The sequence below is a fragment of the Streptococcus sp. 3874 genome (assembly GCF_013276425.1).
Lineage (GTDB): Bacteria > Bacillota > Bacilli > Lactobacillales > Streptococcaceae > Streptococcus > Streptococcus pseudopneumoniae.
The window spans coordinates 1-18,586 of the sequence record NZ_VMLA01000036.1; the positions used below are offsets into that span (position 1 = coordinate 1).

Sequence of the window (18,586 nt, forward strand, 5' to 3'; positions counted from 1 at the left end):
GGTTAGGATATTTCTCCTTAACCTGACGAATGAACTCTTGAATTTCCAAACCATCGTAGCGTTCACGCTTGGTACAATCCAGAGCAATCACCTCGATGTCCAGTTCTGACAATTCATCAACTTCTTTCATAGTAGCCGTGATGAAGGGTTCCTGAGGTGGATAATCACGTTTGATAATCCCAATGATTGGAAGTTTAGTGACTTCCTTAATTTCCTTGATATCGCGAACACTGTTTGCTCGGATACCGACTGCTCCACCTTGCTCAGCCGCTTTGACCAGCAAGGGAATCACCCCTCCCGCTTCTGTATAAAGCGGTTCATGAGGAAGAGCCTGACAAGAAACGATGATTCCATCTTTGATTTGTTCAATCAAGGCTTCTTTACTAATCTGTGGCATCTTCTTTCCTCCCTTTCTTTTTTCTTTATTTCTATGAGATTATTATACCTTAAAATTAAAACGCTTTCAAGAGTTTGTAGTATAATAGATTTCAGTTTCAAAAACTAGCCAAGTCAAACAGCTCCTCTAAAAGTACTTTCAGAGGAGCAAGTTGACCTAAAAATCATACCTAAGTTAATGATAAAAAATAAGAGTCCAAGCAATTTATACGATGTGAACAATAAAACAAGTAAACCTGTAAGTGATAAAATCGAATTTGAAGCAATTCCTGCTAACATAATTTTCAAAAATTGTTTTTTATTCTTTAAGAATTGCACCCCACTTAAATCTACAAAAAAAGCCAAATTAAACAAAAGTAGCATTATTCCACAATTTGGGATCTCAATTTGATAATTATTAGCAATTATTGCATGACTAAATTCATGTATCGTTGCAGATATAATAACAACAAGCAACCAAAATAAAAGAATGTTTAGCGTTATTGGAAAGTTTTGGAAATTAGTCAAAATATCCGCCCTATAAATATACATAATAAAACATTGCAAAATAAGAGCCAATGGGAAAATACCAAATAGGATTTTTTCAAAATTCTTATTAAATCTTTTATAGTTTAATTTTTCAGATAATGTTATATTAAAGTCCAATGTTATATTAAAGTCCCAAGATATTTTAAAAATATTTATCTTTTTTCGTGATTTCATAGAATCTATAAGTCCCATTTTACTAAGAACAATATAAAATCTTAAATAATATTTCTTCCCTACTAACACTAATAAGTCCGATATGGTAAATTCTTGACCTATTAGTTGCTCTAACCATTTTTTTCCTGTTTCCCAACTAATACATGTTTCTTACTGGATGGTATATATAGATGATACTGTCCCTCAGTCCACAATCAATAAAATAATAACTAATTCTATTAATCTCTTGCTGCAAGACTAATACGGAAAATTCAAATGACTGTCTAAAATGAAATTGAAAAAGCTTAATGTTAGTAAATGAACAAACTTCAACAACCAGTAAGAGCAAGAATTGCTAAACCAAATCCGATACCTATTGCAAGTCCAGCTGAAAAATCACTAACTGGTACTGAAATTTTTTCAATTTCCTCAAATAAAAAGTTATCTTGCATGATTATCACTCCCTATCTTTTTAACAATAGGCTACTCCAATTAAGAGAACTACCCCAGTTCCAAGTAAAACTCCCCCAAAATTCACCATCTGTAGAGGCTACGATTTCTTCAATTTCTTCAAATAAGAATACTTCATCTGACATATGTGTTACCTTCTTCATAAAAAATTATTTTGCAATCGATTACACTGCATAATGTAACATAAAGAAAAACAGATGTCAAATATTAAACGTAAAAACTAGTCACTAAAGTACTATGAGAAAAAAGTAAAACCTAGCGACGCGATGAGCGCTGGGTCGTTTGGTTTCGATTGCTCTCTTCCTCTTGTTTTTTCTGTTCTTCTTCTAAACGTTTACGTTCTTCTTCCTGCCTTTTCTCAGCTTCTTCGGCCTCTTTTTTGGCTTTTTCTTCTGCTTCCATAATCAATTTATCCGCTACAGTGTAGCTGTAGATTCCAGCTTCCATATCGACCACACTTGGTTCTGACAATTGAGGCTTAATCTTACTGTAATAAGGCAGTTTCTTACTCATTTCAGATAGAGGAACCAAGACTTCGTCCGAATCATTCATGGTCAATCGAATTAAATCGGAAGTGACCTTGCTGGGAGCTAGTTCCACCTTTTGGATAGCCGCCTTGAGTTCTGGGCTAATTTGAGAAAGTTCTGAGACAAAAGCCTTGATTTTTTCACTATCATTAAAGAGAACTGATATATAAGTTTCTGGTAGACTGACCAAACTCACAGCACTGGTCTCAAGCTGACCACTGGAAAGAATAGGATAATGGTTTTCACCAGAAATATAGTAGGCCACAATATCATATTCCTTGACCTTGATAGTGAACTTGGTTGGAAATTGATAAACAAGTTGAGCTGATTCAACCCAATAGTTAGACTTAATCTGCTTTTCATATTTTTCCTTGTCTAGCAGAAGGTTAATCGTATAATCCGAATCCTGAATACCTGAAGCCTGTCGAATATCATCAGACGTAGTGTGCACCGTTCCCTCGACACGAATATCCTTCATGGTCGCATAAGGACTGAGTAAGTAGGCGGAGACAATCAATAAAAGCAGACATGGAAATAAAATCGTTAAGGCTCGTAAGATATGGATTCCTGGAATTTTCGGTTTGACCGGTTTTTCCTTTACAGGCTTTTTATCTGCCTTTTTATCCTCTTTCTTTGGCTCTTTGGACTTTGATTCTTCTTTGGATACTTCTTTTTTGACGTATTCTGACTCTTCTACTTTTTCTTCGGTATCATCCTTAGCTGATTTTGGGTCTTTTGAATCAGATTCACTCTCTTGGTCCTCGGTTGCATCTGAATCTTCAGATTTTGAAGCCATTCGAGCCTGTCTTTCCTTTTCCTTCTCCTCAGCTAGGGCTGCCTCTTCTTCAGCCTTCTTTTTTAGGTATTCTTGGTTTCGTTTCTGCCATTCTGATAACTCTTTAAATTCTTCGAGGATTTCTTTGCCCTCATTTTTCTTATCTTTTGACATTTACTTTCCTTATGATAAATCTTTTTTCAACAATTGATAAAAATCTGCTAGAGATTTCAATTCCTTGGAAGCCTTCATCTTAGCTTGGTAGTCTTCCTTGTGGCTTAGTAAGTGAGACAGCTTCTCTTCCAAACTATCCAAAGTCAAATCACTTTCTTGAAGCTCTTCTGCATAGCCTTTTTTTACAAAGTAAGCTGCATTTTCAATCTGGTCTCCACGACTAGCTTCACGACCAAGTGGCACAATAACATGCAATTTTGCCATGGCCAAGAGCTCAAAAATCGTATTGGCACCACCTCGTGTCACAACAATATCAGCCAATTCCATCAAGGGTTGATAGAGATTGGTCACATAGTCAACACGAAAAAGATTTTGGCTCAACTCATTCAGGCTAGAATCTCCAGTTAAATTGATAATATTGTAGCGCTCTGTCAGTTCTTTCTTATGGTCTGTCACCAATTGGTTAAAGACACGAGCGCCTGCAGAACCACCGACAAACAATACAGTTGGCAATTTAGGATTAAAGTGGGTTTGAATATCCACCAATTCATCTGGTTCTGGACTTTTTTGGTCTGAAACCTTGGTCACTGCTCCCACATGCTCGACCTTAGCCAAACTTGAAGCCTGTTCAAAAGTTGAATACATTTTCGTCGCAAATTTATAGGCGATTTTATTGGCCAAGCCCATAGACAGGTCAGATTCGTGAATAAAGACAGGCACTCCTGACACACGTGCTGCAATAACAGGCGGTACTGAGACAAAGCCTCCCTTTGAAAAAAGGGCCTGTGGACGAAGTCGTAACATGATAAAGAGCGATTGGACAATTCCCCAACCAACTTTGAAGACGTCCAGCATATTTTGCCAAGAGAAATAGCGACGCAATTTTCCAGTCGTAATGGAATGGAAGGTGACATCCAAACCTGACTTGAGGATTTCTTGGTGTTCGATACCACGTTTATCTCCGATATAGTGGACTTCCCATCCATCTTCGATGAACTTGGGCATTAACAAAAGATTGAGAGTCACGTGTCCAACCGTCCCCCCACCTGTAAAGACAATTTTTTTCATATTATTCCTTTAACTCCGCTACTGTGTCGATAAAGAGGTCGCCACGTACTTCAAAGTTAGCATACATATCCCAGCTGGCATTGGCAGGACTGAGAAGAACCACGTCTCCTTGAGTCGCAAACTCGTAAGCCTTGCGGGTCGCATCTGCAATATCAGTCGCATCCACATAAGCCACACCAGCCTTATCCGCTGCCCGTTTGACACGTTCAGCAGACTGACCAAGGATGACCATCTTCTTGAGTCCAGTAATGTCTGGAACCAATTCGTCAAACTCATTACCACGGTCCAAACCACCTGCAATCAAAATGACCTTGCTATTGTCAAATCCTGACAAGGCTTTTTGAGTTGCCAAGATATTGGTTGACTTGCTATCATTATAGAATTTGACACCCTTGATTTCATCCACAAATTGGAGACGGTGTTTGACACCACCAAAGGCTGAGAGAGTTTCTTTGATGGTTTGGTTGTCTACACCACGAAGTTTAGCTACTGCAATCGTCGCAAGGGCATTTTCCACATTGTGGCTACCTGGAACCCCGATTTCGCTAGCTGCCATGACCACTTCTCCACAGAAGTAGAGTTGACCATCTTCCAGATAAGCTCCATCAACCTTTTCCTGTGTTGAGAATGGAACAACAGTAGCCTGTGTTTTGGTAGCCAACTCTTTTGCCAAGTCTTGGTTAAAGTTCAAGACAAGGAAATCAGCTGCTGTCATCTTGTTCTGGATATTCCACTTGGCTGCTACATATTCCTCAAATGACCCATGATAGTCGATATGAGTTGGCATGAGGTTGGTAATAACCGCAATCTCAGTATGGAATTCTTGAACGCCCATGAGTTGGAAAGAAGAAAGTTCCATGACAAGCGTGTCCTTATCTGTCGCAGTTTGAGCCACTTGACTGGCTGGATAGCCGATATTTCCTGATAAAAGACTATGTTGCCCAGCAGCAGTCAAAACTTCCCCAATCATGGTCGTTGTGGTTGTTTTTCCATTTGAACCTGTGATACCGATAATGGGCGCTTCTGAAATCAAGTAAGCCAATTCCACCTCAGTCAAGACTGGAATTCCCTTTGCCAAAGCCTTTTCAATCATGGGATTACTGTATGGGATGCCTGGATTTTTCACCATGAGGGCAAACTCTTCATCCAAAAGTTCCAAAGGATGACCACCTGTGATAACCTTAATCCCTTCTTCCAGCAAACTTTGGGCAGCTGGATTGTCCTCGAAAGGCTTCCCATCATTTACCGTTACAATAGCACCTAGCTTGTCCAACAAACGAGCTGCAGATTCACCAGACTTGGCTAAACCTAAAACAAGGACTTTCTTATTTTTAAATTGATCTATTACTTTCATGTCTCGAACTCCATTTCTACTCCTACTATTTTACCATTTTTATGGAAATAAAAAAGCCACAAAGTGTGTTTGTGACTCTTTCTTCTAACTGAATCTTGCTATATCATCTATGTGATAAATCGGTAACTCGAATAACTTGGTCCACTTGTTCCCAAATCAGAGGATTGTGGGTCGCAATAATAATAGTCCGATTCGGATTTTTTAAAGATTCTAGGATAGAAAGTAATTCCTCAGAGTTTTTGGGGTCTAGTGAAGCGGTTGGTTCATCTGCAAGAATCAAAGGAGGATCCTTTAAAATTATCTTCGCTAGTGCAACACGTTGTGCTTCTCCTCCTGATAATTCAAAGATAGGTTGCTTTAAATCTAAATAAGAGAGGTTAACACGGTTTAGAGCTTGTTTCATCAAAGACATTTTCTCTTTTTCTTTCAACTTTTTACCAACTAAACCCAGATTGAGATTCTCTTTGACGGTTTGGCTTTCAATTAAGCCAAAATCTTGAAATAGGTATCCTAAGTAATCTCTAAAGAAAACAGAAGGCCTGATGTCCTTAAGAGAGGTGCCATCATAGATAATTTGCCCTTTGTCATACGGCTCTAATCGTCCAATCATATTCAAGAGTGTTGTCTTACCACAGCCACTTGTACCGATTAAGGCATAAATTTTCCCACCTTCAAAATGAAGATTCGTATCTGAAAATAGCTGACGGTTTCCAAACTTTTTAGATATATTCTTTAGTTCAATCATCCTATTTTCCTTTCATAATTGTCATAGAAACACGAGATTCTTTCTGCGCTTGACGGTAAAGCGTCAAAACTGCACTAGCTAGAAAGACTAATAAAGTGAGCAAGCCAATCACCAAGTCTCGACTGCTTAAAATAAAGAGACTAGCACCAAATACAAAACTGGCAAATTGACTAACCATATACTGAGCATGTGTTTCAAAAAATCGTAAACCTGAAATTCGTTTAATCAAGATATCTCGGCGGAATTGCTCGAAATATAGAAGATTGACAGAATAAAAGAGTAACAAGGAACTAGCTATCCCCACAATAGCTCCTAGGATTAAAGTTGCTGTTTCAGTTTGCACTTCATTATAACGAGTTAGATAAACACTTCTTCCTTCTTTAAGATAGGATACTTGCTCATAAATTCCAGCTTTCTTCAAGAGTTCTAGCCCACTCTCATATCCTTTGATAAAAAGTTGTTTTCCAGCATTGATAGACCAAACATATTTTGAAATGAAACTATCACCTGTAGATGTTGGAGTAAATACAACTAAAATCGGATCGGTTAAGTACTGAATGGATACTGGGCTTTCACCGTTATTATAAACAAATCGCTTTTCTCCAGTTGGAAGATAGCTAACAATCGCTCTCATTTCATACTCTAAAGGAGCACTTGCCTCCTCACTTGATTGCCCGTAATAGTTCAAACTTTCTTCAAAAGCTTTCTTAAGTTCTGCTTCCTGTGAACGAAGAGATTCTGGTAGTAAGAGTCCAAATTCCCCTTTTTGAAGATGGACTAGTTTCTGTCTAGTCTCACCATTTACAGTTACATTTTCCTTGTCCAAATAACTTGGACTGACATAGAGCGTATTAGCATCTGGACTATAGGTATCCAGTGTCTCTCCCTGTTCATTTTTTCCTTGAGGATTTGCAAAATGAATGAGATTATCTTTTACAAATAGAGCCTGTTCTTGTTCAACTGCTTCTTTGGAAAATTCATACCACTTGCTCTGATTTTCTGTATCTTTTCCTCTATCACCTAAGCCAAAAGAAATTTGATAATAGTCTGCTCTGTCCTTCCACGCTTGTTTTGAAATTTCAAGTTCTTTCAATCGTTGGTAAGACGTCAAGCCTGTCTTAACAGCGTATCCCACTGTAAAAACAGCTACTAACTGACACAATAGGGTTAAAGCCATCAAGCGTTTAAGGGGTAATCTCCCCTTAATAACAGGAACTAATGCTTTGTAACTCAAACTCATTAGATAAAGAAGCATTAGTAAAATTGAAATCGCCAATAAAAACAACAGATAGAAAGTAATCCCAAAACCATAGGTGGCTAACAAGATAGGATAAAACAAACCTTGACTAAAAAGAACGACTCCCCCACCTAGGAAGGAAAGGAGGGCTGATAGAAGGAGCCACTTGATATCAGTCGATAAAGAATGCCCCATAATGGATAAGAGAGTCTGACCAGAAAAGAGTTTTATACCTGCTGCTCTCATTTCCTTAATCCGAGTGATAATCACTAAAGCAAAGAAAGATAAGCCAAATATTGCTAAACTAATTAAAATAAGTGGATTTAGTAACATTCGAAAAGCAAGAGAATAGGGAGGTGTCTTTCGGTCAGCAATTGCTTTATAACCCAAATCTCCTAATTTATCGGCAAGCTTTTCTTTCGTCAAGGAGCCTGACAAAAGGAGATAACTATTTAGCGGATCACTACGTTCACGACTTTCTTGGCTAGCTTCTTGGAATTCTTTTGGTAAAGTTCCCTGACCATAAGTTGCATAAGTAAAGTGAGTCGTCCCATCCTTACTCGGCTCTACAATTCTCCTAGCTATTAAACTCTGTTCTGAGTTTGCAAAATTCTCCAATTCCTGTTCAAATACCTCACGCGTCGGTTCCTGAGTATCCTTTTTGACACGAAGTAAAGTAACGGAATCATAGCTTGCATATAAATATTGTGGCGCACGTAAGACAATAATCCAAGCAAGGAAGAAGCTGAGAAAAAAAGTTGATAGTAATATGAATAGTTTCTTCATAGTAGACTCCTTGTAAACAAAATTCCCCCCTGTAATTTCTTACAAGGGGAATTATCTAAGAAAACTAAATATTAGTCATAGTCATAGTAAAATGCTACTTGTTCCCCAAATTTAGTCCAAATCCAAGCCTCTGAAGTTTTCCCTGCAACTGCTGTTCCTTTATCTGAATGACTATCCCATTTACTTACAAGAGAAGAAGAATGATATTTTTTACCATGATAGTAATTTGAAAAAGCCCAACCACCTCCTGAACCTTCTCCATATGTCCATACTCCTCCATCTGGATATTGTACAGCAGCTGATGCAGCTCCCAATAATGTAAAGCTTGAAATAAGAGCTAGAGCAAGTAATCTATGTTTTTTCGTTTTCATTTTATTTTTCCTTTCAAAAAAAGCACACCCTGAGCAACAATGCAACAAAATAAATCCTCCTCTCTCTTTTTTTGAAACCGATTTCTTATATAATAAGAATAGCATTTTTATTATTTGTTGTCAAGGAAAAAATCGAATTTTTTAGATATTTTACTATATTACCTATATGAATAATATTTTTATATTACCTATATGAATAATATTATATAGTAGTTTTATTTCAAAATAATATGCAACCAGTACTAACCAAATATAAAATAGATGTCATTGACAAATTTTATTCCAGTTTTTCCCATTCATACTATCCAAGCAAAAGTGATGATGTTAACTAAAAAGCAATTCAAACTATTGTAAAATTCCTACCAAAAAAAGAGAGCCGAAACTCTCTTTTTTTATCTTCTTTTACTTTTTTTGACTGGCATGAGTGTGATGTCTCTAACACTAAAGTAAGCTAGGATCAACATGGCTATTGCTAGGAATATTTCTGTTGGTAATTGAAAAATTTTCAGAAAAGATAGAACCAATAAAATCAAGAGTGCCACTAAAATACATACCATAGCGACGATATTGACTGTCCCTTTAATGCTTTCTGGTGTCGCAAATACATAGAGTAGGAGCAGTAAAATTCCTAGGACTAAATAGACCATCTTTCTCTCTTTCTAGCTCTTATTCAGCTGATTTTTTCTTCTTGTTAGCTTTCTCACGCTCTGCTTTGTTAAGGATTTGTTTACGCAAACGGATAGACTCAGGCGTTACTTCCATGTACTCATCGTCGTTCAAGAACTCAAGAGACTCTTCAAGTGTCAAGATACGAGGCGTCTTGATAACAGCTGTTTGGTCCTTAGTAGCTGAACGAACGTTGGTCATTTGTTTTGCCTTCGTGATGTTAACTGTCAAGTCATTTTCACGAGAGTTTTCACCGATGATCATTCCTTCATAAACCTCAGTACCTGGGTTGACAAAGATCGTACCACGTTCTTCGATAGACATGATTGAGTAAGTTGTAGCCTTACCAGCATCGATAGAAACAAGGGCACCACGGTGACGTCCACCAATTTCCCCTGGAATCAATGGCAAGTATTGGTCGAAGGTATGGTTCATGATACCGTAACCACGAGTCATTGACAAGAACTCAGTTGAGTATCCAATCAAACCACGCGCTGGAACAAGGAAGACCAAACGAGTTTGACCATTACCAGTTGAAATCATATCCAACATTTCACCCTTACGTTCAGAAAGGCTTTGGATAACAGATCCTTGGTATTCTTCTGGAGTGTCTATTTGTACACGCTCAAATGGCTCACATTTAACACCGTCGATTTCTTTTACGATAACTTCTGGACGAGATACTTGAAGTTCATATCCCTCACGACGCATTGTTTCGATAAGGATTGACAAGTGCAATTCTCCACGTCCTGAAACAGTCCATTTATCTGGTGAATCAGTTGGGTCAACACGAAGGGAAACGTCTGTTTGCAATTCTGCCTGCAAGCGTTCTTCCACCTTACGAGAAGTTACCCATTTACCTTCTTTACCAGCAAATGGTGAGTTGTTGACCAAGAAAGTCATTTGAAGAGTTGGCTCATCGATGTGTAGAATTGGAAGAGCTTCAACTGCGTCTGTAGGAGTAATGGTTTCACCGACAAAGATGTCTTCCATACCTGAAACGGCAATCAAGTCACCTGCTTTTGCTTCTTGGATTTCACGACGTTCCAAACCAAAGAAACCGAAGAGTTTTGTAACACGGAAGTTTTTAGTTGTGCCGTCAAGTTTAGAAAGGGTAACTTGGTCCCCAACCTTAACTGTACCACGGAAGACACGACCGATACCGATACGTCCAACGAAGTCATTGTAGTCCAAAAGTGACACTTGGAACTGCAAAGGCTCATCTGAGTTATCTACTGGAGCTGGGATATGGTCGATAATCGTGTCAAAGATTGGTGCCATAGTCGCTTCTTGGTCAGCTGGATCATCTGACAATGAAGAAGTTCCGTTGATCGCTGAAGCATACACCACTGGGAAGTCAAGCTGGTCGTCATCTGCACCAAGCTCGATGAACAGTTCCAAGACTTCGTCCACTACTTCTGCTGGACGAGCTGATGGCTTATCGATTTTGTTAACAACCACGATTGGGACAAGGTCTTGTTCCAAGGCTTTTTTCAATACGAAACGAGTTTGTGGCATGGTTCCTTCATAGGCATCTACGACCAAGACAACACCGTCAACCATTTTCATGATACGCTCAACTTCTCCACCAAAGTCCGCGTGTCCTGGTGTGTCCATAATGTTGATACGAGTTCCGTTGTAAGCAACGGCAGTATTTTTAGCAAGGATGGTAATCCCACGCTCTTTTTCGATATCGTTTGAGTCCATAGCACGCTCTGCCAATTCAGTACGTGCATCAAGCGTTTCTGATTGTTTCAATAATTCGTCAACCAGGGTTGTTTTACCGTGGTCAACGTGGGCGATAATCGCAATGTTACGGATATCTTCTCTTAATTTTGTCATGATTTCCTCTATAATATTCAAAATTTATTTTCTAACTGAACGATTATACCATAATTTCAAGTAAATAACATAACTCAAGCAAGTGTAAATGTTTTCACTCCGCTTTTCTTTTCACGTCAAGCCTTTTCAAAGCAAGCGACTTATGATAAGATAGGCACAGTATGCGTTTAGATAATTTATTAGCCCAAGAAAAAGTTAGCCGAAAGGCCATGAAGCAAGCACTCCTCAGAGGGGAAATTCTAGTCGATGGTTGCCCAGCCCGATCCCTAGCTCAAAATATCGATACAGGACTACAAGAACTCCTTTTTCAGGATCGAATCATTCAAGGCTATGAACACACCTATCTTATGCTTCATAAACCTGCTGGTGTCGTTACAGCCAACAAAGACAAGGAACTTCCGACCGTCATGGACCTGCTTCCATCTGACATCCAGTCTGACAAGCTCTATGCCGTTGGCCGACTGGACCGAGATACAACGGGACTCCTCCTCTTGACCGATAACGGTCCCTTGGGCTTTCAGCTCCTCCATCCCCAATATCATGTCGATAAGACTTACCAAGTCCAGGTTAATGGACTTCTAACACCTGACCATATCCAAGCCTTTCAAAAGGGAATTGTCTTTTTAGATGGTACTGTCTGTAAACCCGCAAAACTAGAGATTCTATCTGCAAGTCCCTCCCTCAGTCAAGCCTCTATCACCATTTCAGAAGGAAAATTTCATCAAATCAAGAAAATGTTCCTCTCGGTTGGTGTTAAGGTGACTAGCCTCAAGAGAATCCAATTTGGGGACTTTACATTGAACCCAGATTTAGCAGAAGGTAACTACCTCCCTTTGAACCAAAAAGAGTTACAAATCATTAAAAACTATTTAGAGATGAGTCGATAAAATAAAAAAAGCTTTAAATTTAAAGCTTTTTTGTTTTTTGCTTATCTAAAAACTACTGCGATTGTTAGAATCCAGTTAAGAACAGAAACTACAAGTCCTACGATGTTGAGAATTTTTTCTGTTTTATAGTCCAGTCCAGATTCTTTTTGGTATGAAAAAGCCAAAACCAATCCTATGATCCCCAAAATCAGACTCACTATTGGAGAAAGCAAACCAAGGACGATAGATAAGATACCTAAAATAAGTGAAGGTTTTTTCTTTTCTTGTGAATTCATATTATAAAATCTCCTTAAAATTAATATAAATGATGATACCATAAAATGCTAGCTTTATCTATCATTCGACAGATTTTTACAGAATGTTAGCTAGTCTTCACTTTCCCTTTCCAAGAATCCAAGCCATAAGAAAGAATATAAATCTCAGAAAAACCTTGTTTTTTCAAGTAAAGAGCTGCATTTGTAACTCGTTGCGCACGTTGGTTTTCGTAGAGAAGGACAGGTTTATCTTTACGAAGGGCTGCAAGACTAGTCTTCAACTGACTTGAAGGAATATTGCGAGCCCCAAGAATATGTTTTCTGTGGAATTCTGCTGGGTCGCGCAAATCAATCAATTGACCCGTACGAATCAAGGCTTCAAACTCCTCATTGTCCACAATTTTAGCCGCACGGCGAATACGAAGATAGTTAAAGCCCATCCACGCCAACATTGCCAGTATAAGTGCCCACAAAATCCAAGTAACCATTAGTTCTTTTCTCCATTTTTCTCAATATAATCCAATTCTATCTTGTGCTCTCTGCGAAGAACCGCTTCCGCTTCCAGATAGTCTAATTTGTCCATCAACCCTGCATCGTAAATCCGAGAGAGTTCCAACTTCATCAGTTCAATATCATATAAGCGTTTTCCCATGTAAACAATAATACCAAATCGTTTGAGGAATTGCTGCACATCATAGAATGTTTTCATAAGACTCATTCTAGCAAAATTTTGTGTTTTTTTCAAGAAGAGACTCACACAATGCTCCTGATTTTCCTATCTTCTTTGGCGATTCTAAGGCAAGTGTGGTACAATAAAAACATGAGAATTCAACAATTACACTATATTATCAAAATCGTCGAAACTGGCTCCATGAATGAGGCAGCCAAACAGCTCTTTATCACTCAGCCTAGTCTTTCCAATGCTGTAAGAGATTTGGAAAATGAGATGGGGATTGAGATTTTCATCCGCAATCCCAAGGGTATCACCTTGACCCGTGATGGGATGGAGTTTCTCTCTTATGCCCGTCAGGTTGTCGAGCAGACCCAGCTTCTGGAGGAACGCTATAAAAATCCTGTCGCCCACCGCGAACTCTTTAGCGTTTCGTCCCAACACTATGCCTTTGTGGTCAATGCCTTTGTCTCTCTGCTCAAGAAAAGCGATATGGAGAAATACGAGCTCTTCCTTCGTGAAACTCGTACTTGGGAAATTATCGACGACGTCAAGAACTTCCGCAGTGAGGTCGGTGTTCTATTTTTAAACAGCTACAACCGTGATGTTTTAACCAAGATGCTGGATGACAATCACCTGCTAGCTCACCATCTCTTCACAGCCCAGCCCCATATCTTTGTCAGCAAGACCAATCCTCTGGCCAAAAAAGACAAGGTGAAACTGTCTGATTTGGAAAACTTCCCTTATCTCAGCTATGACCAAGGGACGCACAACTCCTTCTACTTCTCAGAGGAAATCCTTTCTCAAGAACACCACAAGAAATCCATCGTAGTCAGCGACCGTGCTACTCTCTTTAATCTCTTGATTGGTCTGGACGGTTATACCATCGCAACAGGGATTTTGAACAGCAACCTCAACGGAGACAATATCGTTTCTATCCCACTGGATATTGATGATCCAATTGAGCTGGTCTATATCCAGCATGAAAAAACCAGCCTGTCTAAGATGGGCGAACGCTTTATCGACTATCTCCTAGAAGAAGTCCAGTTTGATAGTTGAGAAATAATAAGAACCAATATGTAGGCTAGCAACAACCTGCATATTGGTTCTTTTTACTTATAATTAAAAGTCTCCCCTGCCAACTTATCAGCTAGCTTGGGAAAGAGAGTATAAAACTTATGGGCCAGGTTCAACAAAATCGGGAGATTAAGTTCTCGTTTGTTTTTTCCTATAATCTTGACAATCTTTTTAGCCACTGCATCTGGTGCCAATAGAAAACGGTCAACCGACTTGAGATAGGTTCCATCTGGGTCAGCCTGATCAAAAAATCCTGTACGGATTGGTCCTGGATTGACCGTCGTTACATAAACACCGTAGGACATGAGTTCTAGGCGCAGAGCATTTGAAAAACCAATAGCCGCAAACTTAGTCGCTGAGTAAAGACTGGACTTGCCAGTAGCAATCAAACCTGCCATACTAACAATATTGATGATATGGCCTTTTCGACTTTCCTTCATTCGAGCCGCAAGGCGACGAGACAGATTCATTAGGGCAAAGGTATTGACCTCGAACATCTGATGAATATCTTGGTCAGAAATCTGGTCAAATTCCTCAAAAATCCCGTAACCAGCGTTGTTTATCAAAACATCAATCTCGCCGTAGCGGTGATAAAGGTCTACCACCAGAGTTTCTAAGGCTGAATCATCGGTAATATCGATTTCAATCAATTCTGCACGGGGATGGTTTCCGTAGAGTTTGGCTAATTTTTCCTTATTTCGACCAAGCAAGATGAGTTGAGCATTTGGCAGGAGTTTGACCATTTCTTGGGCTAGGCCACCGCTAGCTCCGGTAATGAGAATAGTAGACATACTGTTCCTTTCTCAATCTTTTAGATTTCCACTTCTTCCAAGTCTTTGACCACATGGACATTTTCAAAAACACTAGCAGCGTCTTTTTTGAGCTTGCTGATATCTTTTGAGAGGAAACGGGCGCTGATATGGTTAAGTAAGAGGCGTTTGGCACCTGCTTCTACTGCTACTTGTGCAGCTTGCATGTTAGTAGAGTGGCCATGGTTACGAGCAATTTTTTCATCACCCTTGCCATAAGTCGATTCATGGACTAGGACATCGGCATTGACAGCCAGACGCACACTGGCATCCGTTTTTCGAGTGTCTCCTAAAATAGTGATAATTTTACCTGGGCGTGGAGCTGAGATATAGTCAGCTGCCTTGATTTCAGTCCCATCTTCGAGAACTACATCCTGGCCGTTTTTGATTTTCCCAAAAAGTGGGCCAAATGGGACACCTGCCGCCTTGAGTTTTTCAGCATCCAGCGTTCCTTCTAGATCCTTTTGGATAACACGATAACCAACACAGAAAATAGTGTGGTCCAGCTCTTCTGCATACACCGTAAATTTATCGGTCTCAAGGATTTTTCCTAAAGAATCTTGGTCAAACTCATGAAAATGAATACGATAAGGCAGACGCGAACCTGACACACGAAGGCTGGTTAAGACAAATGACTTGATGCCTTGAGGTCCATAGATTTCCAAATCTGTCTGCTCTTCATTGGCCTGAAAAGCACGGCTAGAAAGGAAACCTGGCAAGCCAAAAATGTGGTCTCCATGCAAGTGAGTGATAAAGATTTTGCTGACCTTACGTGGTCGAATCGTGGTTTCAAGAATACGATTTTGCGTACCTTCTCCACAGTCAAAGAGCCAGACTTCGTTAATCTCATCCAAAAGTTTCAGGGCGAGACTGGAGACATTGCGGGCTTTAGAGGGCTGACCAGCCCCTGTTCCTAAAAATTGAATATCCATTCGATACTTTCTAATTAATCAATATATAACATAGCTGTGCGGTTTTCCGATCGGAAATAGCGTTTGCCAGAAAAAGCAGCAGCTTCTTGCAATAAATCCTCTTGGCTGTAGCCTTTGAGACGTTTACGACCATCAGCCAAGCTTTCCAAATCAGTCAAAGCTGTGAGACTTTCCACACTAACAACTTCCTCATCTCCAACAGCCTTCATATAAATCTTACCAGACTCTTCAAAGACTAGTTGATGGGGGAAAATTTGCGCAATTTCAAAAAGCAAGTCATCCGAAATCTTCTCTTCATTTTCAGAGAAAATCCGACCAAGCCCCTCACTCTCATAACAAAAACCAAAGGATTTACCAGACAGGTTAAGGCGAATAAAAGGCTTGTTTTCGAGGGTGAAACTTGGCTCAGTATTGTAAAGATTTAGTTCCTGACTGACTTCCGCAAAATAATCGGTTGCAGCTTGAGGACTCTTTTTTTGATATAGTTCTGCAAAGTAAGCATTGACCACGCTAGGTGGAGGGGTAATGAGGGCTAGTTGCTCCTGCTCTGTTTTACCAGCTAGAAGCTGATCCAGATAGGCCTTATCCAGACTTGTATAGCCCCCATATTTTATAGCCAACGTTTTAATATCAGTCATAAAATTCCTCTAACCTCCATTTATTTTTCTCGGAAATGTAGCCTCTAATCACTTCGCCGTCCTCCTGATAATCGCGTTCTTGCAAAATCGCAACACTTTCTAAATCATGAATCTTGTAGGACTTTGAAAAAGGCACACGCAGGGTAAAAGATTCAAAAATATCCTTGATTTTCTCTAAAAACAAAGCCTGCAAATTCTCACGACTATCCTCAGACTTGGCAGAAATGAGGGCATAAGGTGTTTGGGTCGGCGTAAAATCCTCCACCAAATCCGCTTTATTATAAAGTGTCAGACGAGGAATATCTTCCATATCTAAGTCTTTCATGATGGAAAGAACTGTTTTTTCATGTTCCTCGTGGTAAGGATTGCTGGCATCGATAACATGAACCAGAAGGTCCACATGCTTGCTTTCTTCCAAGGTTGACTTAAAACTGGACACCAGCTCTGTCGGCAAATCTTGGATAAAGCCAACTGTATCTGTCAAAGTTACTTGGAGATTGCCTCCCAGATGGATACTCTTAGTCGTCGCATCTAGAGTCGCAAAGAGCTCGTCCGCTTCATACTGAGTCTTACTGGTCAAGGTGTTCATGATGGTTGATTTTCCAGCATTGGTGTAACCAATCAAACCAATTTTAAAGGTGCTTGACTCCAGACGTTTTTCTCTAACAGTCGCCCGATTTTTCTCAACCACCTTGAGCTGGCGCTCGATATCCGTGATTTGATTGCGAACGCTACGACGGTTCAGCTCCAGCTGACTTTCGCCAGGTCCACGGGAACCAATTCCCCCTGCCTGACGGCTGAGCATAATTCCCTGACCAACCAAGCGGGGCAAGAGATATTTTAGCTGGGCTAGGTGGACCTGGAGTTTGCCTTCATGGCTTCGAGCTCGCATGGCAAAGATATCCAAAATCAACTGCATACGGTCAATGACTTTAACACCCAGAACTTCTTCTAGATTGACATTTTGCCTTGGGGTCAGACGGTTGTTGACGATGACAGTGGTGATTTCTTCGGCATCCACCATGAGGGCAATCTCTTCTAACTTACCAGAGCCAACGAAAGTCTTGGAGTCATACTTTTCACGTTTTTGCCTGTAACTATCGACTACGACAGCACCAGCTGTCTTGGCTAGACTGGCCAATTCTTCCATGGAGAGGTCAAAATTATCCATACCCTGCAATTCCACACCAATGAGCAGGACTCGCTCCTCTTTTTTCTCCGTATCAATCATCTAAAAACTCCTCTATCTGGCTTAAAATGCGGTCTTGCACACCAGACTCTCCAATCTGATAAAAGGTGACCTGCATGCGGTTACGGAACCAGGTCAACTGACGCTTGGCAAAACGACGGGTCGCCTGTTTGAGACTCTCACTGGCTTCTTCCAAGGTCTGCTCCCCACGAAAATAAGGAAAGAGTTCCTTGTAACCAATTCCTTTAGCAGCCTGCACATCTGGATAATGGTCAAAAAGCCACTTGGCCTCATCCAAAAGCCCAGCCTCAAACATCAAATCCACGCGGCGATTGATACGTTCATATAATTGACTGCGCTCATCATCCAAGCAGATAATCAATGGTTCATACAAGGTCTCTTGATTTTCCAATTCCTGACCAAAATGGGCAATTTCCAAGGCACGCATCGCACGACGACGATTAAACTGAGGAATTTTAAGGTCTGCTTGCTCCACCAGATGAGCTAATTCCTCATCTGTATAAGGCTCCAAGCTAGCCCGATAGGCCAAAATCTCCTCATGGGGAGTCTCCCCACCTAGGTGGTAACCTTCTAGCAAGCTCTGGATATAAAGTCCAGTCCCACCAGCGATAGTGGCCAGCTTGCTACGGCTGTGAATATCCTCAATAGCCATCTTAGCTTCTGAAACAAAATCAAAAGCCGAGTAAGACTCGGTTACCTCTCTAACATCGATTAAATGATGAGGAACAGTTTCCTGCTCTTCTGGACTAGCCTTAGCCGTCCCAATATCAAGTCCTCGATAGACTTGCTGACTATCACCGCTAACCACTTCGCCATTAAAACGCTTGGCCACTTCAATGGCAAGGGCTGTTTTTCCAACAGCAGTCGGTCCAACAATCACAATTATTTTTGTTTTCATCTTTTTTCCTTGAAAAATTCCCATTTTTTCGTTACTATTATTATAACACAAAAAGGTCAGTCAGAAAAATGTGACCTCTTGAGGGGGCTGGCTGATTAAGAAGATAAAGGAGGAAGAC

20 protein-coding genes and 2 pseudogenes are annotated in these 18,586 nt (G+C 40.1%); 2 read left to right on the forward strand and 20 right to left on the reverse strand.

Annotation, left to right across the window (positions count from 1 at the left end; all coding sequences use genetic code 11):
- From HT703_RS04135 to typA, 12 genes and pseudogenes are all read right to left on the reverse strand, one after another.
- Positions 1-397, reverse strand: a pseudogene (locus HT703_RS04135) (N-acetylmannosamine-6-phosphate 2-epimerase); the annotation flags it as partial.
- Between the two features lie 158 nt (positions 398-555).
- Positions 556-1,116: pseudogene (locus tag HT703_RS04140) on the reverse strand (peptidase M50 family protein); the annotation flags it as partial.
- A 290-nt stretch (positions 1,117-1,406) separates the two neighbouring features.
- Positions 1,407-1,529 carry a hypothetical protein gene (locus HT703_RS11950; RefSeq protein ID WP_023932987.1) on the reverse strand — a complete coding sequence of 41 codons (123 nt, stop codon included), beginning with the start codon at positions 1,527-1,529 and terminating at the stop codon, positions 1,407-1,409.
- 12 nt (positions 1,530-1,541) lie between these two features.
- The gene (locus HT703_RS11955; protein WP_007284949.1) at positions 1,542-1,673 is read right to left on the reverse strand and encodes a hypothetical protein; all 132 of its coding nucleotides are present in this window, start codon (positions 1,671-1,673) and stop codon (positions 1,542-1,544) included.
- Between the two features lie 130 nt (positions 1,674-1,803).
- A complete protein-coding gene (locus tag HT703_RS04150; protein ID WP_172929945.1) occupies positions 1,804-3,024 on the reverse strand; it encodes a cell division protein FtsQ/DivIB in 1,221 nt (406 codons plus the stop codon).
- Positions 3,025-3,033: 9 nt separating this feature from the next.
- Complete coding sequence (locus HT703_RS04155) at positions 3,034-4,092, reverse strand: UDP-N-acetylglucosamine--N-acetylmuramyl-(pentapeptide) pyrophosphoryl-undecaprenol N-acetylglucosamine transferase (protein WP_023939970.1); 1,059 nt, start codon at positions 4,090-4,092, stop codon at positions 3,034-3,036.
- A 1-nt stretch (position 4,093) separates the two neighbouring features.
- Positions 4,094-5,446, reverse strand: coding sequence for a UDP-N-acetylmuramoyl-L-alanine--D-glutamate ligase (gene murD, locus HT703_RS04160; protein ID WP_172928526.1), 1,353 nt, complete (start codon positions 5,444-5,446; stop codon positions 4,094-4,096).
- Between the two features lie 103 nt (positions 5,447-5,549).
- Positions 5,550-6,191, reverse strand: coding sequence for an ABC transporter ATP-binding protein (locus HT703_RS04165; RefSeq protein ID WP_172928527.1), 642 nt, complete (start codon positions 6,189-6,191; stop codon positions 5,550-5,552).
- Between the two features lies 1 nt (position 6,192).
- Positions 6,193-8,214, reverse strand: a complete 2,022-nt coding sequence (locus tag HT703_RS04170; RefSeq protein ID WP_172928528.1) for a bacteriocin-associated integral membrane family protein — start codon at positions 8,212-8,214, stop codon at positions 6,193-6,195.
- A 71-nt stretch (positions 8,215-8,285) separates the two neighbouring features.
- Positions 8,286-8,585, reverse strand: a complete 300-nt coding sequence (locus tag HT703_RS04175; protein WP_000850382.1) for a lactococcin 972 family bacteriocin — start codon at positions 8,583-8,585, stop codon at positions 8,286-8,288.
- A 392-nt stretch (positions 8,586-8,977) separates the two neighbouring features.
- A complete protein-coding gene (locus tag HT703_RS04180; RefSeq protein WP_000262800.1) occupies positions 8,978-9,232 on the reverse strand; it encodes a DUF3165 family protein in 255 nt (84 codons plus the stop codon).
- A 19-nt stretch (positions 9,233-9,251) separates the two neighbouring features.
- Positions 9,252-11,093, reverse strand: a complete 1,842-nt coding sequence (typA, locus tag HT703_RS04185) for a translational GTPase TypA (protein WP_000164111.1) — start codon at positions 11,091-11,093, stop codon at positions 9,252-9,254.
- Between the two features lie 161 nt (positions 11,094-11,254).
- On the opposite strand from typA, the gene HT703_RS04190 reads away from it, so the two are divergent.
- Positions 11,255-11,980 (forward strand): pseudouridine synthase, encoded by a 726-nt coding sequence (locus tag HT703_RS04190; RefSeq protein WP_172928529.1) that lies wholly within the window; start codon positions 11,255-11,257, stop codon positions 11,978-11,980.
- A 41-nt stretch (positions 11,981-12,021) separates the two neighbouring features.
- On the opposite strand, the gene HT703_RS04195 is transcribed toward HT703_RS04190, so the two are convergent.
- The 3 genes from HT703_RS04195 to HT703_RS04205 form a co-directional block, all read right to left on the reverse strand.
- Positions 12,022-12,255, reverse strand: coding sequence for a hypothetical protein (locus HT703_RS04195; RefSeq protein ID WP_001088017.1), 234 nt, complete (start codon positions 12,253-12,255; stop codon positions 12,022-12,024).
- Positions 12,256-12,341: 86 nt separating this feature from the next.
- On the reverse strand, positions 12,342-12,722 hold the full coding sequence (locus HT703_RS04200) for a rhodanese-like domain-containing protein (RefSeq protein ID WP_000259256.1): 381 nt from the start codon (positions 12,720-12,722) through the stop codon (positions 12,342-12,344).
- Positions 12,722-12,991 (reverse strand): YqgQ family protein, encoded by a 270-nt coding sequence (locus HT703_RS04205; RefSeq protein WP_042901268.1) that lies wholly within the window; start codon positions 12,989-12,991, stop codon positions 12,722-12,724. The genes HT703_RS04200 and HT703_RS04205 overlap by 1 nt, the downstream gene beginning before the upstream one ends.
- 63 nt (positions 12,992-13,054) lie before the next feature.
- Between HT703_RS04205 and HT703_RS04210 the strand changes: the two genes are divergently transcribed.
- Positions 13,055-13,963, forward strand: a complete 909-nt coding sequence (locus HT703_RS04210) for a LysR family transcriptional regulator (RefSeq protein ID WP_001222592.1) — start codon at positions 13,055-13,057, stop codon at positions 13,961-13,963.
- Positions 13,964-14,016: 53 nt separating this feature from the next.
- Here HT703_RS04210 and HT703_RS04215 read toward each other — a convergent pair whose 3' ends face one another.
- The 5 genes from HT703_RS04215 to miaA are packed head-to-tail and all read right to left on the reverse strand — an operon-like array spanning position 14,017 to position 18,468.
- Entirely contained in the window at positions 14,017-14,772 is a 756-nt protein-coding gene (locus HT703_RS04215) for an SDR family oxidoreductase (protein WP_172929946.1), read from the reverse strand.
- 20 nt (positions 14,773-14,792) lie between these two features.
- Positions 14,793-15,722 carry a ribonuclease Z gene (rnz, locus tag HT703_RS04220; RefSeq protein WP_000354331.1) on the reverse strand — a complete coding sequence of 310 codons (930 nt, stop codon included), beginning with the start codon at positions 15,720-15,722 and terminating at the stop codon, positions 14,793-14,795.
- Positions 15,723-15,736: 14 nt separating this feature from the next.
- Positions 15,737-16,360, reverse strand: a complete 624-nt coding sequence (locus HT703_RS04225) for a cystathionine beta-lyase (RefSeq protein ID WP_172928531.1) — start codon at positions 16,358-16,360, stop codon at positions 15,737-15,739.
- Positions 16,353-17,591 carry a GTPase HflX gene (gene hflX, locus HT703_RS04230; RefSeq protein ID WP_119943496.1) on the reverse strand — a complete coding sequence of 413 codons (1,239 nt, stop codon included), beginning with the start codon at positions 17,589-17,591 and terminating at the stop codon, positions 16,353-16,355. The genes HT703_RS04225 and hflX overlap by 8 nt, the downstream gene beginning before the upstream one ends.
- Positions 17,584-18,468 (reverse strand): tRNA (adenosine(37)-N6)-dimethylallyltransferase MiaA, encoded by an 885-nt coding sequence (gene miaA / locus HT703_RS04235; RefSeq protein ID WP_172928534.1) that lies wholly within the window; start codon positions 18,466-18,468, stop codon positions 17,584-17,586. The genes hflX and miaA overlap by 8 nt, the downstream gene beginning before the upstream one ends.
- Positions 18,469-18,586 lie beyond the last annotated feature (118 nt).